At 66.1% G+C, this 24,103-nt stretch carries 24 protein-coding genes and 1 riboswitch; of the genes, 6 read left to right on the top strand and 18 right to left on the bottom strand.

Features of this window, described 5'->3' with window-relative positions; all coding sequences use genetic code 11:
• From CR917_RS06830 to cobO, 6 genes are read right to left on the bottom strand one after another with little or no spacing between them, the layout of a single operon-like run.
• Positions 1-1,455, bottom strand: a complete 1,455-nt coding sequence (locus CR917_RS06830; RefSeq protein WP_104572055.1) for a cobyric acid synthase — start codon at positions 1,453-1,455, stop codon at positions 1-3.
• Complete coding sequence (cobD, locus tag CR917_RS06825; RefSeq protein WP_043862537.1) at positions 1,452-2,444, bottom strand: threonine-phosphate decarboxylase CobD; 993 nt, start codon at positions 2,442-2,444, stop codon at positions 1,452-1,454. The genes CR917_RS06830 and cobD overlap by 4 nt, the downstream gene beginning before the upstream one ends.
• Positions 2,437-3,345 carry an adenosylcobinamide-phosphate synthase CbiB gene (cbiB, locus tag CR917_RS06820; protein ID WP_104572054.1) on the bottom strand — a complete coding sequence of 303 codons (909 nt, stop codon included), beginning with the start codon at positions 3,343-3,345 and terminating at the stop codon, positions 2,437-2,439. Before cbiB ends, cobD begins: the two co-directional genes overlap by 8 nt.
• Positions 3,345-3,992 (bottom strand): 5,6-dimethylbenzimidazole synthase, encoded by a 648-nt coding sequence (bluB, locus tag CR917_RS06815; RefSeq protein ID WP_043862539.1) that lies wholly within the window; start codon positions 3,990-3,992, stop codon positions 3,345-3,347. The genes cbiB and bluB overlap by 1 nt, the downstream gene beginning before the upstream one ends.
• Positions 3,989-5,284: a cobyrinate a,c-diamide synthase gene (locus CR917_RS06810; protein WP_043862540.1), complete on the bottom strand. Its 1,296-nt coding sequence runs from the start codon at positions 5,282-5,284 to the stop codon at positions 3,989-3,991. Before CR917_RS06810 ends, bluB begins: the two co-directional genes overlap by 4 nt.
• Positions 5,281-5,892, bottom strand: coding sequence for a cob(I)yrinic acid a,c-diamide adenosyltransferase (gene cobO, locus CR917_RS06805; protein WP_054914693.1), 612 nt, complete (start codon positions 5,890-5,892; stop codon positions 5,281-5,283). The genes CR917_RS06810 and cobO overlap by 4 nt, the downstream gene beginning before the upstream one ends.
• 134 nt (positions 5,893-6,026) lie before the next feature.
• Positions 6,027-6,249: riboswitch (cobalamin riboswitch) on the bottom strand.
• Positions 6,250-6,399: 150 nt separating this feature from the next.
• Here cobO and CR917_RS06800 point away from each other — a divergent pair.
• Both CR917_RS06800 and CR917_RS06795 read left to right on the top strand, forming a co-directional pair.
• Positions 6,400-6,978, top strand: a complete 579-nt coding sequence (locus CR917_RS06800) for a hypothetical protein (protein ID WP_043862542.1) — start codon at positions 6,400-6,402, stop codon at positions 6,976-6,978.
• Between the two features lie 78 nt (positions 6,979-7,056).
• Positions 7,057-8,373, top strand: coding sequence for a sorbosone dehydrogenase family protein (locus CR917_RS06795; RefSeq protein ID WP_104572053.1), 1,317 nt, complete (start codon positions 7,057-7,059; stop codon positions 8,371-8,373).
• A gap of 65 nt (positions 8,374-8,438) precedes the next feature.
• On the opposite strand, the gene CR917_RS06790 is transcribed toward CR917_RS06795, so the two are convergent.
• From CR917_RS06790 to CR917_RS06765, 6 genes are all read right to left on the bottom strand, one after another.
• Entirely contained in the window at positions 8,439-8,972 is a 534-nt protein-coding gene (locus CR917_RS06790; protein ID WP_054914695.1) for a C40 family peptidase, read from the bottom strand.
• Between the two features lie 134 nt (positions 8,973-9,106).
• The gene (locus tag CR917_RS06785; RefSeq protein ID WP_043862545.1) at positions 9,107-9,739 is read right to left on the bottom strand and encodes a C40 family peptidase; all 633 of its coding nucleotides are present in this window, start codon (positions 9,737-9,739) and stop codon (positions 9,107-9,109) included.
• A 114-nt stretch (positions 9,740-9,853) separates the two neighbouring features.
• On the bottom strand, positions 9,854-10,558 hold the full coding sequence (gene hda / locus CR917_RS06780; RefSeq protein ID WP_043862546.1) for a DnaA regulatory inactivator Hda: 705 nt from the start codon (positions 10,556-10,558) through the stop codon (positions 9,854-9,856).
• Between the two features lie 131 nt (positions 10,559-10,689).
• On the bottom strand, positions 10,690-11,172 hold the full coding sequence (locus CR917_RS06775) for a hypothetical protein (protein ID WP_043862547.1): 483 nt from the start codon (positions 11,170-11,172) through the stop codon (positions 10,690-10,692).
• Between the two features lie 15 nt (positions 11,173-11,187).
• Complete coding sequence (locus CR917_RS06770; RefSeq protein ID WP_043862548.1) at positions 11,188-12,261, bottom strand: AI-2E family transporter; 1,074 nt, start codon at positions 12,259-12,261, stop codon at positions 11,188-11,190.
• A 4-nt stretch (positions 12,262-12,265) separates the two neighbouring features.
• Positions 12,266-13,321 carry a DUF2066 domain-containing protein gene (locus CR917_RS06765; protein ID WP_058541003.1) on the bottom strand — a complete coding sequence of 352 codons (1,056 nt, stop codon included), beginning with the start codon at positions 13,319-13,321 and terminating at the stop codon, positions 12,266-12,268.
• 330 nt (positions 13,322-13,651) lie between these two features.
• Here CR917_RS06765 and purM point away from each other — a divergent pair, with 330 nt between their 5' ends.
• The 4 genes from purM to CR917_RS06745 all read left to right on the top strand — a co-directional run bounded on the left by purM (position 13,652) and on the right by CR917_RS06745 (position 16,486).
• Positions 13,652-14,710: a phosphoribosylformylglycinamidine cyclo-ligase gene (gene purM, locus CR917_RS06760; protein WP_043862550.1), complete on the top strand. Its 1,059-nt coding sequence runs from the start codon at positions 13,652-13,654 to the stop codon at positions 14,708-14,710.
• Positions 14,710-15,363: a phosphoribosylglycinamide formyltransferase gene (gene purN / locus CR917_RS06755; RefSeq protein ID WP_054914698.1), complete on the top strand. Its 654-nt coding sequence runs from the start codon at positions 14,710-14,712 to the stop codon at positions 15,361-15,363. The genes purM and purN overlap by 1 nt, the downstream gene beginning before the upstream one ends.
• A gap of 8 nt (positions 15,364-15,371) precedes the next feature.
• Positions 15,372-16,082: a DUF3108 domain-containing protein gene (locus tag CR917_RS06750; RefSeq protein WP_043862552.1), complete on the top strand. Its 711-nt coding sequence runs from the start codon at positions 15,372-15,374 to the stop codon at positions 16,080-16,082.
• A 221-nt stretch (positions 16,083-16,303) separates the two neighbouring features.
• Positions 16,304-16,486 (top strand): hypothetical protein, encoded by a 183-nt coding sequence (locus CR917_RS06745; protein ID WP_043862553.1) that lies wholly within the window; start codon positions 16,304-16,306, stop codon positions 16,484-16,486.
• A gap of 64 nt (positions 16,487-16,550) precedes the next feature.
• Here the strand turns inward: CR917_RS06745 and CR917_RS06740 are convergent, their stop codons facing one another.
• The 6 genes from CR917_RS06740 to CR917_RS06715 form a co-directional block, all read right to left on the bottom strand.
• Positions 16,551-17,090, bottom strand: coding sequence for a DUF2058 domain-containing protein (locus tag CR917_RS06740; protein ID WP_043862554.1), 540 nt, complete (start codon positions 17,088-17,090; stop codon positions 16,551-16,553).
• A 26-nt stretch (positions 17,091-17,116) separates the two neighbouring features.
• The gene (gene mazG / locus CR917_RS06735; RefSeq protein ID WP_104572052.1) at positions 17,117-17,947 is read right to left on the bottom strand and encodes a nucleoside triphosphate pyrophosphohydrolase; all 831 of its coding nucleotides are present in this window, start codon (positions 17,945-17,947) and stop codon (positions 17,117-17,119) included.
• 95 nt (positions 17,948-18,042) lie between these two features.
• Complete coding sequence (gene relA, locus CR917_RS06730; RefSeq protein WP_054914700.1) at positions 18,043-20,283, bottom strand: GTP diphosphokinase; 2,241 nt, start codon at positions 20,281-20,283, stop codon at positions 18,043-18,045.
• Between the two features lie 98 nt (positions 20,284-20,381).
• A complete protein-coding gene (gene rlmD, locus CR917_RS06725; protein WP_104572051.1) occupies positions 20,382-21,740 on the bottom strand; it encodes a 23S rRNA (uracil(1939)-C(5))-methyltransferase RlmD in 1,359 nt (452 codons plus the stop codon).
• The gene (gene cysM, locus CR917_RS06720) at positions 21,740-22,642 is read right to left on the bottom strand and encodes a cysteine synthase CysM (protein WP_162484876.1); all 903 of its coding nucleotides are present in this window, start codon (positions 22,640-22,642) and stop codon (positions 21,740-21,742) included. Before cysM ends, rlmD begins: the two co-directional genes overlap by 1 nt.
• Positions 22,643-22,817: 175 nt before the next feature.
• Positions 22,818-24,101 carry a sensor histidine kinase gene (locus CR917_RS06715; protein WP_078479810.1) on the bottom strand — a complete coding sequence of 428 codons (1,284 nt, stop codon included), beginning with the start codon at positions 24,099-24,101 and terminating at the stop codon, positions 22,818-22,820.
• Positions 24,102-24,103: the final 2 nt, after the last annotated feature.

The raw sequence follows: 24,103 nt of genomic DNA, 5'->3' as shown, positions 1-24,103 counted from the left end.
TCAGTCCAGCCCGCAGAGTTGACGAAGCCGGGCGCCGTCCAGGTGCGTGTCCACCAGGTCGGCCAGGCGTTCGATGTCCAGTTCACGCAGAGCATGGTAGTCCACCTGCTGCACATCGTTCAGGCCAGCCCAGCGCAGCAGCGCCGTGCACGAATGCGGCGACTCGAACAGGCCGTGCAGGTAGGTGGCCAGGATCTGCCCGTCGGCGCTGACCGCGCCATCGCTGCGACCGTCGGCCAACTGTACGGCGGGCTGCGCCAGCGCCGGCCCGCGGGTGACCCCGGCATGGATCTCGTAGCCACTGACGGGCGCCTGCTCCAGGTTCAGCGTGCCGCTGACATTGCGCAGCTGCTTCTCGGCCTCCAGTTGCGTGCTGTAGTCCAGCCAGCCCAGGCCCGCGCTGCTGCCGGCGGCGCCTTCAAGGCCCAGTGGGTCATGCACGTAGGTCCCGAGCATCTGCAGGCCACCACAGATGCCCAGCAGTTTGCCGCCGTAGCGCAGGTGGCGGGTTATCGCCTCTTCCCAGCCGCGCTCGCGCAGGTGCGCCAGGTCGCTGCGCACGCTCTTGGAGCCCGGCAGGATGATCAGGTCGGCCGGCGGTATCGCGTCGCCCGGCCCGATGAACTGCAGATCCACCTGCGGATGCAGGCGCAGCGGGTCGAAGTCGGTATGGTTGCTGATGCGCGGCAGCACCGGCACGATCACCTTGAGCACCTGCGCGGCTTTCTGGCCCTGGCGCCGGTCCAGGCCATCCTCGGCCTCCAGATGCAGGTCCAGCACATACGGCAGCACGCCCAGCACCGGCTTGCCGGTACGCGCCTCGAGCCAGTCCAGGCCGGGCTGCAGCAGGGCGATGTCGCCACGAAAGCGGTTGATCACGAAGCCCTTGACCCGCGCCTGCTCGCTGGGCGACAGCAGCTCCAGTGTGCCGACCAGGTGTGCGAACACCCCGCCGCGGTTGATATCGGCGATCAGGATCACCGGGCAGTCGACCGCCTCGGCAAACCCCATGTTGGCGATGTCCCCGGCCCGCAGGTTGATTTCGGCCGGCGAGCCCGCGCCCTCCACCATCACCACCGGGTAGGCGTCGCTCAGGCGCTGGTGCGAGGCCAGTACCGCCTGCATGGCGATGGCCTTGTAGTCGTGATAGGCCACCGCGTTCATGCTGGTGACCGCGCGGCCATGCACGATCACCTGGGCTCCGGTCTCGCTGTTGGGCTTGAGCAGTACCGGGTTCATGTCGGTATGCGGCGCCAGCCCGGCGGCCTGGGCCTGCACCGCCTGGGCACGGCCGATTTCGCCGCCGTCGGCCGTCACCGCACTGTTGAGTGCCATGTTCTGCGGCTTGAACGGCACGACACCCACGCCCTGGCGCGCCAGCCAGCGGCACAGCGCGGTCACCAGGGTGCTCTTGCCGGCATCGGAGGTGGTGCCTTGCACCATCAGGGTGGTCATGGGTGTTCCTTGCGGTAGTCGTCCAGCGCCTGGATCAGGCGCTGCCAATCGGTGTCGGTGGCCGGCAGGCCGAAACGCAGGCTGCCCAGGTGCTCGAACAGGCGCAGCAGGATGCCGCGCCGCGCCATGAACTGGTGCAACTGCGCGGCGTGGGCAAGCTCCAGGTACTGGAACAGGTCGCAGCCGCCGGCCGGCGTGAAGCCGGCAGCATCGAGTACCTGCGCCAGGCGTGTGCTGGCCTCGGCGCAGCGGGTGATCTGGCGCTGCTGGGCGCCATGGTCGAGCAGGCAGGCCTGGCCCAGCACCCGCGTGGGCCCGGCGATCGACCAGGGCCCCAGTTGTTCGGCCAGCAGCTGCAGCAGTTGGCGTTCGGCCAGCACGAAGCCCAGGCGTACACCGGCCAGGCCGAAGAACTTGCCGAACGAGCGCAGCACGATCAGCCCGTTGCGCCAGGTTTCGGCGGCGATGCTGTGTTGCGGGGTGTTGTCCATGAACGCTTCATCCACCACCAGCCAGCCACCGCGCTGGGCCAGGCGGGCGTGCCAGCCCAGCAGGCGCTCGGCGCTCAACAGGCGCCCGGTGGGGTTGTTGGGGTTGACCACCACCAGCACATCGAGGCTGTCGAGAAAGAACTCCACCTCGGCCTCGCCGACTTCACGCACGCGGTGCCCGGCGCGCCGCCAGCCCTCGGCATGTTCGGCGTAGCACGGCGACAGCACACCGACCTTGCCACTGCGACGCAAGCGCGGCAGGGCCTGGATGGCGGCCTGGGACCCGGCCACCGGCAGCAGTTGCGGCACGCCGTAGTACTCGCGGGCCGCCTGCTCCAGGCCATCGTCGGTTTCGGGCAGGCGTGCCCAGGCGCGCAACGGGATCTCGGGGATCGCGAAGGGCCACGGCGCGATGCCGCTGGACAGGTCGACCCAGTCCTGCACTGCGATGCCGTACTCCAGCACCGCCCGTTGCAAACGACCACCGTGTTCAAGCATAGAATTGCGCCCCCACGCACAACAGCAGCAACCACAACCACACGCCCTTGCACACCAGTTGCCAACCACGCTCGATGGCGTCGGCATCGGCCGGCGGGCCTTCGCCCAGTTGCGGGCGCTGGTGCAGCTCGCCGTGGTACACCGCCGCGCCGCCCAGCTCGACACCCAGCGCACCGGCGCCAGCTGCCATCACCGGGCCGGCGTTGGGGCTGTCCCACAACGGCGCCTGACGGCGCCAGCAGCTCAGTGCCAGGCGCGTCCTGCCCAGCACCGCGTAGGTCAGGGCCACCAGCCGCGCCGGAATATAGTTGAGCAGATCGTCGATGCGCGCTGCGGCCCAGCCAAAGCGCTCGAAGCGCTCGTTGCGATAGCCCCACATGGCATCCAGGGTATTGCTCAGGCGATACAGCACCACACCTGGCGCCCCCGCCACCACGAACCAGAACAGGGCGGCGAACACTGCATCACTACCGTTCTCCAGCACCGATTCGGTGGCGGCACGCGCCACGGCGGTGTCATCCAGTTCGTCGGTTTCACGGCTGACCAGGTAGCCCACGCGGCGGCGCGCTTCGTCCAGGTCGCCGCCACGCAGCGCCTCGGCCACGGGCCGTACATGTTCGCCAAGGCTACGCAGGCCCAGCGCGCAGTACAGCGCCAGTATCTCCACCAGCCAGCCGATGTAGGGCAGCCACGACAGCACAGTCACCAGCAAAGTCAGGGGCACCACCGCCAGAAACCACGCGGTGACGCCATGGCTGCGCCAGCCACGACCGCCGGCATTGAAGCGTTGTTCCAGGCGTCCGGCATAACGGCCGAACGCGACCAGCGGGTGCGCACGCCGGGGCTCGCCCAGCAAGGCATCCAGCGCCACCCCGGCCACACTCAGCAAGGCCACACTCATCAACGCTCTCCCCAATGGTTTTCGTAGAGCATCTCGCTCAATGGCCGCTCGCGGGCCCAGCCTTCGAGCACCAGCATGGGCGCCTCGTAGAACGCCTCGACCGGGCCCAGGCACAGTACCGCCAGCGGTTTGGCACCGGCCGGCATGCCCAGCAGGTCGGCCAGTGCCTGCGGTTCGAACAGCGACACCCAGCCCATGCCCAGGCCCTCGGCACGGGCCGCCAGCCACAGGTTCTGGATGGCGCACGACAGCGAGGCCAGGTCCATTTCCGGCAAGGTGCGACGGCCGAAGATGTGCGCCTCGCGCCCGTCCATCAGCGCCGCCACCAGCACCTCGGCGCAATCGTTGATGCCCTCGACCTTGAGCCGCATGAAATCGTCAGAACGCTGCCCCAGTGCCTCGGCGGTGCGCACCCGCTCCTGCTCCACCAGCGCCTGGATCTGCTGGCGCAGCTCGCGACGGGTGATGCGGATGAAACGCCAGGGCTGCATCAGACCCACGCTCGGGGCCTGGTGCGCCGCCTGCAGCAGGCGTGCCAGCAGCTCGGGGGCCACCTCGCCGCCGCTGAAATGGCGCATGTCGCGGCGCTCGCCGATGGCGCGGTAGACCGCCGCGCGCTCGGCGTCGTTGAAGGCCTGGTCGCTCATGGTGCCAGCAGCGCCGCCAGCGCAGACGGGTTGGACGGGAAGTAGAAATGCACATACGAGGCCGTCAGCCGGCCGCAACGGTACACCGCCTCGGCGCCGCGCCCGCCGTTGGGGCTTTGCCCGCGGGCGATGGGTTCGAGCGCGGTGCTGGTCAGCGAATGGTGATAGGTATGCCCGCGCAGGGTGCCCTCGGGCAGCTCTACCGCTTGCAGGGCCAGGGCCGCCAGGCGCTTCTGCATCACCGCCTCGCCCGGCAGCAGGCCGGCCAGTTCGGCCCGTTCGCCGGCCACATCGGTCAGTGCATCGAGCAGGTAGAGCATGCCGCCGCATTCGGCCAGCAAGGGCTTGCCGGCCTGGTGATGGGCCCGGATCGCCGCCAGCATCGGCGTGTTGGCGGCCAACGCATGGTGGTGCAGCTCAGGGTAGCCGCCGGGCAGGTACAGGCTGTCGCAGTCTGGCAGCAGGCGGTCGTGGATCGGCGAGAAGAAGCTCAGCTGTGCGCCCATCTCGCGCAACAGGTCCAGGCTGGCGCCATAGGTGAATGCGAAGGCTTCGTCGCGCGCCACGCCGATCCGCACGCCGGCCAGCAGTGGCTCGATGCTGCGCGGCTGCGGCGCATCGAAGGCCACCGCCGGCGGCAGGGCCGACTCGCAGCTGTCGCCCAGGGCGTTGGCGGCGGCGTCCAGGCGCAGGTCCAGGTCGGTCAGTTCGCTGGCCTGCACCAGGCCCAGGTGACGGCTGGGCAGTTCGATGCCGGTTTCCCGCGACAGCCCGCCGTACCAGCGCAGGCCTTCGGTCAGGCTGCCTTCGAGCAGTTGCGCGTGACGCAGCGAGCCCACCCGGTTGGCCAGCACGCCGGCAAACGGCAGGTCGGGCTGGTAGCGCGCCAGGCCCAGGGCCAGCGCGCCGAAGGTCTGGGCCATGGCCGTGCCGTCGATCACCGCCAGCACCGGCACGCCGAAATGCCGCGCCAGGTCGGCGCTGGACGGCGTACCGTCGAACAGCCCCATCACCCCTTCGATCAGGATCAGGTCGGCGTCGGCGGCGGCTTCCCACAGCAGGCGCCGGCTTTCCTCGGCACCGACCATCCACAGGTCCAGCTGGTACACCGGTGCGCCACTGGCGCGCTCCAGAATCATCGGGTCGAGAAAGTCCGGGCCACACTTGAACACCCGGACCTTGCGCCCCTGGTTGCGGTGCAGGCGCGCCAGTGCGGCCGTCACCGTGGTCTTGCCCTGGCCAGATGCAGGTGCCGCGATCAGCACCGCCGGGCAATGACGGGTTTGCCTCATAGTTCCACGCCCTTCTGGGCGCGAATGCCAGCCTGGAAGGCGTGCTTGACCATGCCCATCTCGGTCACGGTGTCGGCCAGCTCGATCATCTCGGGCTTGGCGCCGCGGCCGGTGACGATCACATGCTGCATCGGCGGTCGAGCCTGCAGGTCGCCGAGCACCTGATCGAGGTCGAGGTAGCCGTGCTTGAGGGCGATGTTGAGCTCATCGAGCACTACAAAACCGATGGCCGGGTCCTGCAGCAACTGGCGCGAAACCGCCCAGGCAGCCTCGGCGGCGGCGATGTCGCGCTGGCGGTCCTGGGTTTCCCAGGTAAAGCCCTCGCCCATCACGTGGTAGCGCACCTGTTCGGGGAAGCGGCGGAAGAACAGCTCCTCGCCGGTACTGTTGCGGCCCTTGATGAACTGCACCACGCCACATTGCATGCCGTGGCCCAGGGCCCGCGCCAGCATGCCGAAGGCCGAGCTGCTCTTGCCCTTGCCGTTGCCGCTGAGTACCAGCAGCAGGCCGCATTCGTTGGGCGAGTTGGCAATGCGTTCGTCGATTACCGCTTTTTTGCGCAGCATGCGCGCCAGATGGCGTTCGTCGCGATCGGTGGTGTCGGTCATCGGAGGCTCCGTGGGCAACTGGCGCGCACAGGGACCGGGGGGATCGAGTCGGCGCGACAGCAGGTTGGCGATGGCACACGGAAAACGCGCAGGCCCTGCCACTGGCCGGGAGAACCGCGCATCACCCTCCGTGATGCCGTTGATCTGTGACAGGCCGGTCTCCGGGCTCATGGGCGGGTCTGATCGACCCGGATCGCGCGCCTTCCCGGGCTGTTGCACCCAGTGGCCCTGCGCGATCCCGACTCATTTACCGTTGCGGGGGCAGCGCCGGAATCGCACGTTGCACGTGCCCACCGGCTTCCCTGTTTCACCCTGCCGGCACCTTGGCCGCAGAGCACCTGAAACAAGTCGCGAAGGTTAGAGGGTTGGGCCATGAGCGTCAATCAAAGGCGCTGCGAAGCGGTCTGGATCAATGGCATTTATGTCATCTTGTGTCACACTCACTGCAGTGATATCACATAGCCATTATCCGCACCTCTCCGATCCACAATAACAATGGAGCACGGCATGCAAGGTCTGATCATCAACAACCCGCGTCTGGAGTTCCTGCGCCCCGCCCTGGAACGTTGGGCCGAGTGCCTGGAGCGCTACAACCAGACCCTGGGCGACAGCGACGCCCCCTACTGGCAAGGCGTGCAAAGCAACCTTGGCGTACTGGGCGCGGCGGCCTGGCAGGCGGAGCTGGTGACCTTGCAGGGTGCGCAGACCAAGAAGCAGCGCGACGAAGGCGAGCGTGCGGCGCACTGCGACCTGGTGATCGCCAGCAAGGAAGAGACCGCCTACCTGCAGGCCACCCAGCGCTGGCCACGGGTCGGCAAGCTCGACCTCACCGATGCCCTGCAGGAGAGCGTCGCCCAGGCTCGCCTGGTGGGCTATGCCAGCCAGCTCAAGGTCGCCGCGCTGTTCGTCAGCCCGTACAAGGCCGGGCAACACGCCAGCCCCGAAGAGCTTCAGGACCTGGTCGACGACCTGCAAAAGCACAATGCATGCGCCATCGCCTGGGTGTTCCCCTATGGCTACCGCAAGCTGCACGACGACGTGGGCCGCTACCACCCCGGCATCGCGCTGCTGCTCAAGCAGGCCTGAGCCCCTGTCGAGGGAACCTCGCCGACGTGCCCGCCTCTACCTTACTGGACACGGCCAACTTCGCGAGGGACACCGATCATGGGCAACATGCGCATTGCTGTACTGCTGGCACTCACCAGCGGGCTGGTGGCCTGCGGCGAGAACGCCCGCCTGGACGTCACCGATGGCACCGGCCCGTCGCCGCGCCTGCCCGAACCGAACAAGACCCTCATCCCCACGGTAAACATCGCGCCGGCCATCGGCTGGCCAGAGGGCGGCAAACCCAAGGCTGCGGCAGGCACCCAGGTGGTGGCCTTCGCCGACAAGCTCGACCACCCGCGCTGGCTGTACGTGCTGCCCAACGGCGACGTGCTGGTGGCCGAGACCAACGCGCCGCCCAAGCCCGATGACGGCAAGGGCATCAAGGGCTGGGTGATGGGCAAGGTGATGGGCCGCGCCGGCGCCGGAGTGCCCAGCCCCAACCGCATCACCCTGCTGCGTGACAGCGACAAGGACGGCGTGGCCGACACCCGCACCACCTTCATCGAGGGGCTGAACTCGCCGTTCGGCATGGCCCTGGTGGGCAACGACTTCTATGTGGCCGACACCGATCGGCTGTTGCGCTTCACCTACGAGCCAGGCGCCACCCGCCTGCAGGGCAGCGGCACCAAGGTGGTCGACCTGCCGGGCGGCACGCTCAACCACCACTGGACCAAGAACGTGATCGCCAGCCCCGACGGCAAGAAGCTGTACGTGACCGTGGGCTCCAACAGCAACGTGGCCGAAAACGGCATGGAGCAGGAGAAAGGCCGCGCCGCGATCTGGGAGGTCGACCCGGCCACCGGCAGCCAGCGCCTGTTCGCCACCGGCCTGCGCAACCCCAACGGCCTGGCCTGGGAACCCCATAGCCAGCAGCTGTGGACGGCGGTGAACGAACGTGACGAGATCGGCAGCGACCTGGTGCCGGACTACATCACGTCGGTGAAGGACGGCGCCTTCTATGGCTGGCCCTACAGCTATTACGGGCAGCATGTGGATGAACGCGTACAACCGCAGGATGCAAAACTGGTGGCCAGCGCGATAGCGCCGGACTATGCGGTGGGGCCGCACACCGCCTCGCTGGGGCTGGCGTTTACCGTGCCGAACGCCTTGCCGGCGCCATTCGACCAGGGCGCGTTCATCGGCCAGCACGGCTCATGGAACCGCAAGCCGCACAGTGGCTACAAGGTGATCTTCGTGCCGTTCAGCACGGCAGGCAAACCGTCGGGCAAGCCCATTGATCTGCTGACCGGGTTTCTCGACGAGGACGGCAAGGCCATGGGGCGCCCAGTCGGTGTGGTGAACGATCAGCGTGGCGGGGTGCTGGTGGCCGACGATGTGGGCAATGTGATCTGGCGGGTAAGCAAGGCGCAGTAGCACTGCGCTGACGTGTTCGCCGGCAAGGTCGGCTCCTGCTGGAGCCGGCTTTGCAGGCCACGCTGTCAGGGATTGCGCGCCAGGTGCGCCGGCTGCAGCACGCGCTTGGCGTTGAGGTAGGTCTTCTGCCAGTAGCTGTTGGACAGGTAGTCCAGGCGCACCGTACCGCCCGTTGACGGTGCATGCACGAAACGCCCCTCGCCCACGTAGATACCGGCATGGCTCACCTGGGTGCCGCCATTGGTGGCGAAGAACACCAGGTCGCCCGACTGCAACGCACCCTTGTCGATGTCCGGGGCACGAATGCCGATCATCTCGCGGGTTGAGCGCGGCAGGGCGATACCCGCCGCGTCCCGGTACACGTAGCCAATCAGCCCGCTGCAATCGAACCCCGAGTCCGGGGTATTGCCGCCCCAGCGGTAAGGCGTGCCCACCAGGCCCAGGGCCCGGAACAGCACATCCTCGGCCACTGGCGAGAAATACACCTGGGGCGCCATCACCTTCGGCTCGACCACCTGAGGTTTCTGCGGGGCATGGCTGGAGCAGGCACCCAGCAGGGCCGCCAGGGAAAGTACAGCAACGCGCGCGAGTATCGACATAGTCAGAACATCCTGTCTGAAGCCGCCCGACCCCAAGTCGGAAATAGGTGAGAATTTAGATTAGACGTTTTCTGTAAACACGCACGGCGGCGAGCTTTTCAGCTACGCCGCCGTGCGGGACATCACGCGCAGACTCAGTTACGCGACAGGGTAGTCGGTGCCATGGCCAGCGCGCGCTTGGCTTCGATGAAGGTCTTGCTCCAGTAGCGGTCACCGAGATTGTCGATGCGCACGCCACCGCTGCGGCGGCTGCTGGAGTGGATGAACTGATCGTCGCCCAGATAGATGCCGGCGTGGCTGACGCGGCCGCGACCATTGGTGCTGAAGAACAGCAGGTCGCCTGGCTTGAGCTTGTTGCGCGCAACCAGCGGGGCTTTCACGTTGATCATTTCGCGGGTGGAGCGCGGCAGGTTCATGCCGGCCTCTTCGCGGAACAGGTAGCCGATGAAGCCGCTGCAGTCGAAGCCGGACTTCTCCGAGGTGCCGCCGAAACGGTAGCGGGTACCGATCAGGGACATGCCACGTTCGAGAATGTTGTCGGCCAGGGCTGGCAGTTCGTAGGGCTTGGTGCTGGAGGAGAACGCTTCCAGGTCCTGCTCGGTGGCCAGCTCTTCTTCGAACACCGACGCGGCGGTGGAAGGCTTGGCGGCAGCCTGGGCAGCAACTGGAGCGGGAGCCTGCTGGTGGGTGACGGGACCGGTGGTCGCGCAGCCGAACAGCAAGGTCACAAGTGCGAGGGGCACGAGGGGTGCGAAGCGATTTAGCATGGGCACGACCGTGGCTTGAATTTGATGAAGCCGAGACTATGCCTTCTATCGGATCGATTTGCAAATTCAATCGAAAAAAATGTGACTTTTATGTGCCGAGGCTCTGGGCCGGCCCTACCAGCCCAATGTCTCTTTCAAAAACGGGATGGTCAGCTTGCGCTGCGCCTGCAGTGAAGCCTGGTCGAGGCGTTCGAGCAGGTCGAACAGTGCGCTCATGCTGCGCGTGCCTCGGGTCAGGATGAAATGCCCGACTTCGTCGGTGAGGTGCAGGCCCCGGCGCGAGGCGCGCAATTGCAGGGCACGCAGCTTGTCTTCATCCGACAGGGCGCGCATCTGGAAGATCAGCGCCAGGGTCAGGCGCGACTTCAGGTCGGCCAGCTTGATCGGCAATTCCCGTGGGGAGCTGGACGCTGCCAGCAGCAAGCGGCGGCCGCTGTCGCGCAGGCGGTTGAACAGGTGGAACATGGCCTCTTCCCAGTCCGGCTTGCCGGCAATCACATGCAGGTCGTCCAGGCACACCAGTTCGTACTGTTCCAGGTTGTCGAGCAGTTCCACGCCGCGATCGAGCAGTTGCGCCAGAGGCAGGTACACCGCAGGCTCGCCCAGTTGCTCGAAGCGCAGGCACGCGGCCTGCAGCAGGTGGGTACGCCCTACGCCCTGCTTGCCCCACAGGTAGATCAGGCTTTCGGTCCAGCCGGCGTCGGCTTCGCAGAGTCGCTCGACGTAGCCCAATGCGGCGGCGTTGGCACCCGGATAGTAGTTGATGAAGGTGGCGTCATCACGCAGACGCACACCCAGGGGCAACTGGATCGGTTTCATGCTGGCTGGGCAGTCCCGAGGAACCGCAAGGGGCCTTTGGTGAAAAGTCCGCAAAGTCTATACCCGTGACGCCAACCGCACAATGCGTTAGCAAAATCAAAGGCTTGCGCGGCATATGGGGCAGGCATGGGTCAATCCTCCAGCAGTTCCTCTGCACTCAGGCGAAACAGCTCCACGGTGTTGATGCTCGCCCCTTCGAGCGAGCCTTCCTTATCCAGTACCTGGTTGGCCGCGTTCATCTCCGAACTGCGCCCGGCAACGCGCTGGAAAGTGCTGCGCGGTAGTGCGGCGCTCCAGCCATTCTCGAAGGTGTTGTAGGCCAGGGTCAGCGCCGCGGTGAAGTAGTGCTGATTGGCGACCGGGATCCGCACCGCATTGTCGTCCTGGTCATAGGCCGTGAAATGACTGGGCAGCGCCTTGAGCCCCAGACGCTTGAGCACCACCCAGGAAAATGCCGAGGGTACGAACATCGTGAGCTTCTCGGCCGCGTGCCGCGAGTAGCCCTGCTGCTGCAGGGCCGCTGCCACCTCATCCTCGTCGAGGTCATCGGCCAGCAGCGGCAATGCATCCATCACGCCTGCCAATGCACAGGCGTGGTCGGTTTCATGTTCCATCACTCAGGGTGTCCTTCAAAGGTCCGGGTCGATTTCACCAGCATACATGTCCGACTCTTTATAGAGGTCGTGCATGTGCCGCAGCAACACCATGATCACCGCCGCCACCGGCAGCGCCAGCAGCACCCCGGTGAACCCGAACAGCTCGCCGCCGGCCAGGATCGCGAAGATCACCGCCACCGGGTGCAGACCGATGCGGTCGCCCACCAGCAACGGCGTGAGCACCATGCCTTCAAGGGCCTGGCCCACCATGAACACCGCGACGATGCCCAGCATCGGGTACAGGTCGCCGCCGAACTGGAACATGCCGGCGATCAATGCCGCGCCGATGCCGATGATGAAACCCATGTACGGCACGATGGCCGCAAGCCCGGCCATGATACCGATCAACAGGCCCAGTTCGAGGCCCACCAGCATCAACCCGGCGGCGTAGATCACCCCCAGCGCCAGCATCACCAGCAACTGCCCGCGCACGAACGCACCGAGCACCTCGTGGCATTCCAGGGCCAGCGACACCACCTGCTCTTCGCGCTGGCGCGGCAACAGGCGGCGCAGCTTGGCCATCATCAGGTCCCAGTCGCGCAGCAGGTAGAAGCCCACCACCGGGATCAGCACCATGTTGGCCAGCCAGCCGATCAGCGCCAGCCCTGACGCGGTAGCCTGGCTGAGCACGATGCCGACGATGTCGGTGGTCTGGCCCATGTGCTCGCTGATCGCCGACTTGATCTTGTCGAACTTCCAGAAGCCATCGGCCAGCCCCAGGCGCGTCTGCACCCACGGCAGCGCCACGTGCTGCAACCAGTCGAGCATCTGTGGTGCCAGCTCGTACAGGCGCACCAACTGCTTGGCCAGCATCGGGATCAGCACCAGCAGCATCGCCATGAACACCAGGGTGAACAGGGCGAACACCACCACCACGCCCCAGGTGCGTGACAGCCCGGCGCGCTCCAGCCGGTCGACCAGCGGGTCGGCCAGGTACGCCAGGCCGATACCTATAAGGAAGGGCGAGAGGATCCCGTGCAAGAAGTACAGCAGCGTGCCGATTACCAGCACCCCCAACACCCATACCCAACGGCGTGTATCCATCATTCAGTCACGCTCCCTGCCAACGAAACCGCAAACCGGTGAACGGTGCGGGCGCAGCCACCTGGGCCTCGCCTGGGGCTGCGGGTGCGACCGGCGCTGGGGCGGCGGCCTCTGCCGGCACCTCCTGCAGCCTGGCCAGGCCCAGTTGCGCACGCACCTGTTCGGGGGTGCCGCTGACGGTGTAGGTCAGGGTATCGCCGTCCACATAGGTCAGGCGCCCGCCCAGCGGCTCAAGGGTCTGCAAAAGCTGCGCATAGCGCTCCAGGGTCATGCCCTGCACCTGTATCTGGTTTTCGCCACCGGTGCCCGGCCGCGCGACAAAGCGCGGCGCCAGGCGCGTGCTGACGGCCAGCATCACCGCATCGGCCAGGGCGGCCTGATCGGCGCCTTCGACCTTGCCCTGCTCGCGCTGGTCGCCCAGCCACAGGCGCCAGGTACCCTGCCATTTGCCCTCGCCCTCGGTGGCATGCACCGCCAGCAACGCATCGGCCGCGTAGCGTTCGGAGGCCTCGCGCAGGGGCGCGGGGTCGGTGCCTTCGAGGTTCTTGGCAGTGGCCACCAGTTGCTCGTTCAGGTCGCCCATGGGCAGGCGCAGCGGCAAGCCACGGTGTTGCGCGGCGCGGCGCAGCGGTTCGGCGCTGCTCTGGCCATCGCCCACCAGGCTCGAACCGCCCACGCTGTCGTTCAACCACCAGCCGAGGATGGCCGGCCGGTTGCTGCCCCACAGGGCCAGCCCGGCCTGGCGCAAAGCCCGGTCGGTGCTGCCGGGGTCGAAATCCACCAGCACGGTTTCCGGCGGGCCGGCCTCGAAACCGAACTGGCTGATGATTTGCTGCGGGTCCTTGCGTAGCCCTGCCAGGCCCGCACTCTGCGGCGCCTTGGGGTCGCCCGTGAGGCGCACCACCAGGGTGCTCAGGGCGTTCTGGGTGGCCTGGGCGCGGGCTTCGGTGCCCTCGCCGCTGACCGGCTCGCGCACCTGATAAAGGCCAGTGAGGGTTTCGGCCTGAACGCTCAGGCCAAACAGGGCAAGGCAGCCAACGGCCAGGTATGAACGCAAACGCATGGAGGATTCCTGTCCAGGTAAATAGAAAGCGCGGTCAGTGAAAAGTGAAGCTCTGACCACCCCCGCGGGTAAAACATTCAGCCCTGCGGTCAAATTTCATTACCTATACCTTATACAGCCCATGGCGCGGCAACCAGCGGCCATACCGAATCAATGTTTTTATGTCGAATGAGGCCCTGCCCGTCGGCCTGAGGATGGCCGCTACCGGGTAACCCTGATAAAATCGCGCGCCTTCGCAGACCGGCGACGCTCAGGCAGCAGGAAAACCCTCGCAATGCCTGGCAGGTGCCGGTCGATTCCCCCGAATCCCTCCCCCTAAAGGCCTGGATCATGAGCAAGCAACCCTCCCTGAGCTACAAGGACGCCGGTGTAGACATCGACGCCGGTGAAGCATTGGTCGAACGCATCAAAGGCGTCGCCAAGCGCACGGCGCGCCCGGAAGTCATGGGCGGCCTGGGGGGCTTCGGCGCCCTCTGCGAAATTCCGGCCGGCTACAAGCAGCCGGTGCTGGTTTCGGGCACCGACGGCGTGGGCACCAAGCTGCGCCTGGCACTGAACCTGAACAAGCACGACACCATCGGCCAGGACCTGGTCGCCATGTGCGTCAACGACCTGGTGGTGTGCGGCGCCGAGCCGCTGTTCTTCCTCGACTACTACGCCACCGGCAAGCTCAACGTCGACACCGCGGCTGACGTGGTCACCGGCATCGGCGCCGGCTGCGAACTGGCAGGCTGCTCGCTGGTAGGCGGCGAAACCGCTGAAATGCCGGGCATGTACGAAGGCGAAGACTACGACCTGGCCGGCTTCTGCGTCGGCGTGGTGGAAAAGGCCGAGATCATCGACGGCTCCAAGGTGGCTGCCGGTGACGCCCTGATCGCCCTGCCATCGTCGGGCCCGCACTCCAACGGTTACTCGCTGATCCGCAAGATCATCGAAGTGGCCGGCGCCGACATCCAGAACGTCCAGCTCGACGGCAAGCCGCTGACCGAACTGCTGATGGCCCCGACCCGCATCTACGTCAAGCCGCTGCTCAAGCTGATCAAGGACACCGGCGCGGTCAAGGCCATGGCCCACATCACCGGTGGCGGCCTGCTCGACAACATCCCGCGCGTGCTGCCAAAAGGCGCCCAGGCCGTGGTCGACGTGGCCAGCTGGCAGCGCCCGGCGGTATTCGACTGGCTGCAGCAGCAGGGCAACGTCGACGAGACCGAAATGCACCGCGTACTCAACTGCGGCGTGGGCATGGTGATCTGCGTGGGTCAGGATCAGGTCGACAACGCCCTGAACGTGCTGCGCGAAGCCGGCGAGCAGCCTTGGGTGATCGGCCAGATCGCCACCGCTGCCGAAGGCGCCGCCCAGGTCGAGCTGAAGAACCTCAAGGCGCACTGATGCCGAGCACGTCTTGTGATGTAGTGGTGCTGCTGTCCGGCACCGGCAGCAACCTGCAGGCCCTGATCGACAGTACCCGCACCGGCGACAGCCCGGTGCGGATCCGCGCGGTGATCTCCAACCGCGCCGATGCCTACGGCCTGCAGCGCGCCCGCGATGCGGGCATCGACACCGCCGTGCTCGACCACAAGGCCTTCGACGGCCGCGAGGCCTTCGACGCGGCGCTGGTCGAGCTGATCGACGGCTTTGCCCCGCAGCTGGTGGTGCTGGCCGGCTTCATGCGTATCCTCAGTGCCGGTTTCGTGCGCCATTACCACGGCCGCCTGCTCAATATCCACCCTTCCCTGCTGCCCAAGTACAAGGGCCTGCATACCCACCAGCGGGCGCTGGAAGCCGGGGATGCCGAGCATGGCTGCAGTGTGCACTTCGTCACCGAGGAACTCGATGGCGGGCCACTGGTCGTACAGGCTGTGATACCGGTAGTCTCGGATGACACGCCGGCGCAACTGGCCCAGAGGGTTCACAGCCAGGAACACCTGATTTATCCGCTGGCGGTGCGCTGGTTCGCCGAAGGCCGTTTGCGCCTTGGCGAGCACGGTGCTCTACTGGATGGCCAGCCCTTGGCGGCCAGCGGCCACTTGATTCGACCCTAGGAGATTTTATGCGTCGTGCCCTGCTCTTCGCACTTGCCGTGCTTGCACTGCCGCTTCAGGCAGCCGATCTGAAGCCTTTTTCGGCCAGCTACACCGCCGACTGGAAGCAACTGCCCATGAGCGGCACCGCCGAGCGCAGCCTGGCCAAGAACGCCAACGGGACCTGGAGCCTCAACTTCAAGGCCTCGATGATGATTGCCAGCCTGACCGAGCAAAGTACCCTGCGCCTGGACAAGGACACCCTGCTCCCGCAGACCTACCACTTCGAACGTGGCGGCCTGGGCAAGGCCAAGAAGGTCGACCTGGACTTCGACTGGTCGAGCAAGAAGATCACCGGCTCCGACCGTGGCGACGCGGTCAACCTGCCGCTCAACCGCGGCGTGCTGGACAAATCGTCCTACCAGCTGGCCCTGCAGCATGACGTGGCAGCCGGCAAGAAGAGCATGACCTACCAGGTGGTGGATGGCGACGAGATCGACACCTACGACTTCCGCGTGCTGGGTACCGAGAAGGTCAGCACCAAGACCGGCCAGGTCGATGCGATCAAGGTCGAGCGCGTGCGCGACCCGAGCCAGAGCAAGCGCGTCACCGAGCTGTGGTTCGCCAAGGACTGGGACTACCTGCTGGTGCAACTGCGCCAGGTCGAGACCGACGGCAAGGAGTACGTGATCGTGCTGCAGGACGGCACGGTCGACGGCAAGTCGGTCAAGGGCAGTTGACAGGCCGCTAGCGTGCATTACCCGAAACCCCGCCTTGTGCGGGGTTTTGTTTTTGTGGCGTGGCCCTCCCTGCAGGCGCCGGCCTTGCTGGCGAAGGAGTCGCCTCGACCGTGCGGCATGAAAGATGTTTCATGCGCCAAGCATTTACTTAGGCTGCTAACAAATTCTATAAAAGAGGCCTGCGACACGGTGCCGCAGTTAACTGGATTTGGAGTTAGCAGATGACTGTCAAAGTAACTGAGCGCGATGAATCGAAACTGTCCCACGAAGGCCTGGCCGCAGGCGTGCGTATCTGGGATGTGCATCAGCAGGACCAGCTGGTCGGCATGTTCCACAACGAACAGGAAGCCCACAGCTACCGGATCGAACTGGAGTACCTCGAAGCCAAGCGCCAACCCCAGTAATTCCCCGTCTTCAGAAACAGCAAACCCCGCCGAGGCGGGGTTTGTCGTGTCTAGCCCAGCAGGCTTACCACATCAGGTCATCCGGGATGACGTAGGCGGCGTACGGGTCGTCCGCATCCGGCGCTTCGACCTGGGTGTTGAGCAGCACGATGCGCTGCGGGTCGCGCTCCTGGATCTTCAGCGCGGCCTCGCGCGGGATCACCTCGTAGCCACCGCCATGCTGCACGATCGCCAGCGAGCCGCTGCTCAGCTTGCTGCGCATCAACGCGTTGACCGACAGGCGCTTGACCTTCTTGTCGTCGACGAAGTTGTAGTAGTCCTCGGTGGTCAGCTTGGGCAGGCGCGACACCTCGATCAACTGCTTGACCTGGGCGGCACGGGCCTTCTGCTCGGCCTTTTCCTGCTGCTGGCGGTTGAGCTCCTGGTCACGCTTGGCCTTCTCGGCCATGGCTTCCTTGGCCAGGCGCTGCTGGGTGTCGTCGACTTCGACCTGGCCTTTGTGCTCCAGGCGTTTCTGTTTCTTCTGTTCTTTGCTGACCTGCTTGACCTGCTTCTGGTTGACCAGGCCGGCTTTGAGCAGTTGGTCACGAAGGGAAAGGCTCATCGGTGTTCACTCACTTATGCAACAGCTCAGCCGCAGCTGGGCAGGTTCTTTTCCTGACGTTTGGCTTCGCCCCAGAGCGCGTCCAAGTCTTCGAGGGTGCAATCTTCAATCGGACGCCCCATGTCGCGCAATGCCTGTTCGATAAAACGGAAACGTCGTTCGAACTTGCGATTGGCGCCACGCAGGGCGTTTTCCGGGTCCAGCTTGAGGTGACGGGCCAGGTTGACGGTGGCGAACAGCAAATCGCCCACCTCGTCGGCCAGCGCCGCCGGGTCGTTGTCGGCCATGGCCTGGAGTACTTCGTCGAGCTCCTCGCGCACCTTGTCCAGCACCGGCAACGGGTCGTCCCAGTCGAATCCGACCTGGGCCGCACGCTTTTGCAGTTTGGCCGCACGCGACAGGGCCGGCAAGGCCGCCGGCACGTCGTCGAGCAGCGACAGTTGTTCGGGCTCGCCCTTTTCGGCGCGCTCCTGGGCCTTGATCTCTTCCCAGCGCTGCTTGACCTGTTCTTCATCGAGCCGTGGCAGGTCCAGCGGCGCATGGAGCTCGCCGGTGGGGAACACGTGCGGGTGGCGACGGATCAGCTTGCGGGTGATGGTGTCGATCACCCCGGCGAATTCGAAACGGCCCTCTTCACGGGCCAGCTGGGCGTAATACACCACCTGGAACAGCAGGTCGCCCAGTTCGCCCTGCAAGTGTTCGAAGTCGCTGCGCTCGATGGCGTCGGCCACCTCGTAGGCTTCTTCGAGGGTGTGCGGGATGATCGTGGCGTAGGTCTGCCTGAGGTCCCACGGGCAGCCGTACTGCGGGTCGCGCAGGCGGGCCATGAGGTGGAGCAGGTCGTCTAGGGTGTACATCGTGTGCTCTCTGTTCGGCAGGTCTGGCCTCAACGCGGGTCAAGCCCGCTCCCACAAGGATCCTGCAGGAGCGGGCCTGCCCCGCAATGGCGCCCTCAAGGCGTACGGTTGCGCCGCGTCTCGATGATGTTGGGCAACTGCGAAATGCGCCCCAGCAAGCGCCCCAGGGCGTCCAGGCCCGGGATCTCGATGGTCAGCGACATCAGCGCAGTGTTGTCCTCCTTATTCGAACGGGTGTTCACCGCCAGCACGTTGATGCGCTCGTTGAGCAGCACCTGCGACACGTCGCGCAGCAGGCCCGGGCGGTCATACGCACGCACGATGATGTCCACCGGGTAGGTCTGCACCGGCACCGGGCCCCAGCTGACCTGGATGATGCGCTCCGGCTCGCGACCGGCCAGTTGCAGCACCGAGGCGCAGTCCTGGCGGTGAATGGTCACCCCACGGCCCACGGTGATGTAGCCGACGATGGCATCGCCCGGCAGCGGCTGGCAGCACCCGGCCATCTGCGTCAGCAGGTTGCCCACGCCCTGGATCTGGATATCCCCGCGCTTGCCCGGCTTGTAGCCGGTGGCCTTGCGCGGCACCAGCTCGATGTGGTCGATGCGGTCCGGCTCCACCAGTTGCTGCGCGGCGTTGACCAGGTGCGCCAGGCGCAGGTCGCCGGCGCCCAGCGAGGCGAACATGTCTTCGGCAGTCTTGAGGTTGGCCTTTTCGGCCAGGCGCTCGAAGTCCACCTGCGGCAGGCCCAGGCGGTTGAGTTCGCGCTCGAGCAGGGTCTTGCCGGCGGCGACGTTCTGGTCGCGGGCCTGCAGCTTGAACCAGTGCACGATCTTGGCCCGCGCCCGCGAGGTGGTGACGTAGCCCAGGTTCGAGTTGAGCCAGTCCCGGCTCGGGTTGCCGTGCTTGCTGGTGATGATCTCCACCTGCTCGCCGGTCTGCAGGCTGTAGTTGAGCGGCACGATGCGCCCGTTGATCTTGGCGCCCCGGCAGTTGTGGCCGATCTCGGTGTGCACGCGGTAGGCGAAGTCCAGCGGCGTGGCGCCCTTGGGCAGGTCGATGGCGTGGCCGTCGGGGGTGAACACGTACACCCGGTCCGGCTCGATATCCACGCGCAGCTGTTCGGCCAGGCCGCCGATGTCCCCCAGTTCCTCGTGCCATTCCAGAACCTGGCGCAGCCACGAGATCTTCTCCTCGTAGTGGTTGGAGCTGGGCTTGACGTCGGTGCCCTTGTAGCGCCAGTGCGCGCAAACGCCCAGTTCGGCCTCCTCGTGCATGGCATGGGTGCGGATCTGCACCTCCAGCACCTTGCCCTCGGGGCCGATCACCGCGGTGTGCAGCGAGCGGTAGCCGTTCTCCTTGGGGTTGGCGATGTAGTCGTCGAACTCCTTGGGGATGTGCCGCCACAGGGTATGCACGATGCCCAGCGCGGTGTAGCAGTCGCGCATCTCGGGCACCAGCACGCGCACGGCGCGCACGTCGTAGATCTGGCTGAACTCCAGGCCCTTGCGCTGCATCTTGCGCCAGATCGAATAGATATGTTTGGCCCGGCCGCTGATGTCGGCCTTGACGCCCGTGGCCAGCAGCTCGTTCTGCAGCTGGTTCATCACGTCGCTGATGAAGCGCTCGCGGTCGAGCCGGCGCTCGTGCAGCAGCTTGGCGATCTGTTTGTACTGGTCGGGTTCCAGGTAACGGAACGAGAGGTCTTCGAGCTCCCATTTGATGTGGCCGATGCCCAGGCGGTGGGCCAGCGGCGCGTAGATGTCGAACACCTCGCGGGCCACGCGGTTGCGCTTCTCGTCGTCGGCGCCCTTCACCGCACGAATGGCGCAGGTTCGTTCGGCCAGCTTGATCAGCGCCACGCGCACGTCGTCGACCATCGCCACGAGCATCTTGCGCAGGTTCTCGACCTGCGCCTGCGAGCCCAGCACCAGCGAATGGCGCGGGCTGAGGCTGGCACTGATGGCCGCCATGCGCAGCACGCCGTCGATCAGCTTGGACACCACCGGGCCGAAACGCTGGCCCACCTCGGCCAGGGTCACCTTGCCTTCACGCACCGCACGGTAGATGACCGCCGCCACGAGGGAGTCCTGGTCGAGCTTGAGGTCGGCGAGAATCTCGGCGATCTCCAGGCCCGCCTGGAAGCTCGAGGTACCGTCGGCCCAGGAATGCTTGGCCGGGTTACCTTTTTTCTCTATGTCCTGAGCGAACTCGCAGGCCGCCTTGAGGGCTTCCCGGTCCAGCGCCAGGTCGACGCTGACCACATGATCCAGCCATGCTTCGAGATTGATACTGCCGTCGGTGTTGACCGGCTGGTGCACTCTCACCTGTACCATCTTTGTTTACCTTTCCCTACAGCGCATGCTCATGCGCTTGAAAACACGGGTGTCGCCCCTGCCAGATCGAAGGGGCTACACCGGGCGGGCCAGCGTCGCTAACCCACCTCGAATAACGCCATGGCCTCGACATGCGCAGTCTGCGGAAACATGTCGAGGATCCCGGCACATTTTAACCGGTACCCCTGCTTGACCAGCTCGACGGTGTCGCGGGCCAGCGTCGCCGGGTTGCACGACACGTAGACCAGACGTCGGGCGCCAAGTGCGGCGATGTTGCGCACCACCTCGAAGGCACCGTCGCGCGGTGGGTCCAAGAGTACCGCACAAAAGCCTCCTGCCGCCCAGCCTGAAGTCGCCAGAGGCTGGGATAAATCGGCCTGAAAAAACTGCGTGTTATGCAGTTTGTTGCGTTGGGCATTGGCCGCAGCCCGATCGACCATGGCCTGCACCCCTTCCACCGCCACCACTTCGCGGGCCTGCCGGGCCAGTGGCAGGGCAAAGTTGCCAAGGCCGCAGAACAGGTCCAGCACACGCTCGTCGGCCTGTGGCGCAAGCCATGCCAGGGCCTGCTCGATCATCGCGGTGTTGACCTGGGCATTGACCTGCACGAAGTCACCTGGCCTGTAGGCCAATTCCAGGTTCCACGGTTCCAGGGTAAACCCTAGCGTGTCCGCTGGATTGGCCGGGGCCGGTTGCCCCTCACCTTGTAACCAGAGTTGTACACCCGCCTCGCTGCAGAACGCCTGCAAACGTGCCAGGTCGGCCTCGACCAGTGGCGCGGTATGGCGCAGCAGCAGTGCCAGGGCGGTGCCGCTGAACAGCTCCACGTGCCCCACCACCTGTGGCTTGCTCAGGCTCTGCAACAGCAGCGGCAGGTGACGCAGTATCGACTGCAAGGGTTGTACCAGCACCGGGCAGCCGTCGATGGCGACGATGTCCTGGCTGGCTTCGGCGCGAAAGCCCACGTCGAGCTTCCGGGCCTTGGCGTCCCAGCGCGCCGCCACGCGGGCGCGCCGGCGGTAACCGAATTCGGGGCCGGACAACGGCGCGGCCCACTGCTCGGGCACCACGCCGGCCACCCGCTGCAACTGCTCGGCCAGCAGGCGCTGCTTGAGTTCGAGCTGAGCGGCATGGGGCAGGTGCTGCAGGTTGCAGCCGCCACAGCGATCGAAGTGCTTGCACGGCGCCGGGCGCCGCGCCTCGCTGGCGCTGAACACACGCTCCAGGCGTGCCTCGACCACCTTGCCGTGGGCATTGAGCACCCGTGCCTCGACCTCTTCACCGGCCAGGGCGCCGCTGACGAACCAGGTGCGCCCTTCGAAGAAGGCGATGCCGCGGCCGTCACCGGCCAGGCGCTCGATGCTCAGGCGCTGCTTCTTGCCCGTTGGCACCTGGGGCGCACGGGTACCACCGGTCGGCTGGAAGCGCAGACCGCCATTGCGTTTGGCCTTGGACATCAGTTGGCCGCGTCGAAGATGCCGGTCGACAGGTAACGGTCGCCACGGTCACAGATGATCGCCACCATTACCGCGTTTTCCAGCTCGCGCGACAGGCGCAGCATGGCCGCCACCGCACCACCGGAGGACACGCCACAGAAAATGCCCTCTTCGCGGGCCAGCCGGCGGGTGGTTTCTTCGGCTTCGCTCTGGGCCATGTCGACCACACGGTCGACGCGGCTGGCGTCGAAGATCTTCGGCAGGTACTCGTGGGGCCAGCGGCGGATCCCGGGGATCGCCGAGCCTTCCATCGGTTGCAGGCCGACGATCTGCACGTTGGGGTTCTGCTCCTTGAGGTAGCGCGAGCAGCCCATGATGGTGCCCGTGGTGCCCATGGAGCTGACGAAATGGGTGATGCTGCCGCCGGTCTGCTGCCAGATTTCCGGGCCGGTGCTGACGTAGTGGGCTTCGGGGTTGTCACCGTTGCCGAACTGGTCGAGCACCTGGCCACGGCCTTCGGCCTGCAGGCGCTCGGCGAGGTCGCGGGCGCCCTCCATGCCTTCTTCCTTGCTGACCAGGATCAGCTCGGCGCCGTAGGCGGTCATGGCGGCCTTGCGTTCGGCGCTGGAGTTGTCGGGCATGATCAGGATCATCTTGTAGCCCTTGATCGCCGCTGCCATCGCCAGGGCGATACCGGTGTTGCCGGAGGTCGCCTCGATCAGCGTGGCGCCTGGCTTGATCTGCCCGCGCAGTTCGGCACGGGTGATCATCGACAACGCCGGCCGGTCCTTGACCGAGCCTGCCGGATTGTTGCCTTCGAGCTTGAGCAGGAGGGTATTGCTGGTCTCGCCGGCCATGCGCTGCAGGCGAACCAGGGGCGTGTTGCCGACGCAATCGGCGATGGTAGGGTACTGCAAGGTCATGGCGTATTTCGCAATCCAGACTGCGGGGGCGCCTATCATACCGGCAAACGGCTTTGGCCCATATCACGCAATGGTTGAGAGTTATAGCCGAGGGATATAAGCAGCCCGCGCGCAGCAACTTGAAACGGTGGTGGTGCATTGGCCGGCAAGGCCGGCACCTACAGCCGCAGCGGTGTTAGATCACCGCCGGCAGCTGCATGTTCACCCGCAAGCCCTTGGCGTTGTTCTGCGCCCACAGCTGCCCGCTCTGACGCTGCAGGGCATTGCGCGCAATGCTCAGGCCCAGGCCGAAGCCGCCGTTCCCCGGCCGCGAGTCGTCCAGGCGGGTGAACGGCGCGAAGATGTGTTCCAGCTGCGCCTCGTCCACGCCTCCGCCTTCGTCCTCCAGCCACAGCAGCCACTGGCCCCCCTGGCGGCTTCCCGCCAGGCGTATCACCCCGCCCGGCGGAGAGTGGCGAATGGCATTGCGCAGAATGTTCTCCAACGCCTGGGCCAGGCTGTTGAGGTTGCCCTGCACCCAGCAGTCGGCCCCCAGCGTGCACACCAGTTGCTCCCGCGGCCAGCCACTTTCGAAGCAGGCATCCTCCGCCAGCATCTCCCACAGCGCCTGCACCTGGATCGGTTCGCTGACCAACTGCGTGCGCTCGGCGTCCAGCCAGGCCAGTTGCAGGGCGTCTTCCACCAGGCGCTGCATGTTGTCCACTTCCCGGCCGAGGCGTTCGCGCAGCGCCTCCAGGTCGGTCTCGCCCTCGCTGGCCACCCGCAGGCGGCTCAGCGGCGTGCGCATTTCATGGGACAGGTCGCGCAGCAACTGCTGCTGCAGGGCCACCGTGCCCTGCAGGCGCTCGGCCATGTCGTCGAAGGCGCGCCCCAGCTCGCCGAACTCGTCCTTGCGGCTGGTGGTGTCGCTGGCCACCCGCGCGGTGAGCCGGTCGGCGCGCCAGGCATTGGCCTGCTCGCGCAACTGGCTCAGCGGGCGAATCAGCATGCGATACAGGCCCACGCAGAACACCAGGGTCAGCAAGCCGGGGATCAGGCCGTTGGTGACCATGCGCCAGAACAGCATGTTCAGGCGCCCCGGCATCAGCCGCTGCGGCAGTTCGATCACCAGGCTGCCCAGGCTGGAGTCGTCCGGGAACGGCACGAGCATCCATGGCGAGCGCGCCGAATGCCGGCTTACCGGCCAGTCGGTGCCGCGCAGAAACGTCAGGCGCTGGCTCTGGGCGTCGGTCAGCGGCACGCTGCCCAGCGATTGCAGGTCGCTGCCGATCACGCCCACGAAACCGCGCTCGCGCTCGTGCATCTGCGTCAGCCACGCATCCACGCCGGCCTGCCCGCCGCGGCGCACGGCGTTTTCGGCCTCGCGGGCGTAGTCTTCGAGGGTGGCGCGCGCCTTGGGCGACAGGTAGGCGTTGCGGATCTCCATGTGCCGGCCCCACTGCCAGCTCAGGGCAATCATCA

It is taken from the genome of Pseudomonas sp. BRM28, assembly GCF_002939405.1.
GTDB lineage: Bacteria > Pseudomonadota > Gammaproteobacteria > Pseudomonadales > Pseudomonadaceae > Aquipseudomonas > Aquipseudomonas palmensis.
Note: the sequence above shows the minus strand (reverse complement) of the source record. Positions and strands in the feature narration are given on the sequence as shown.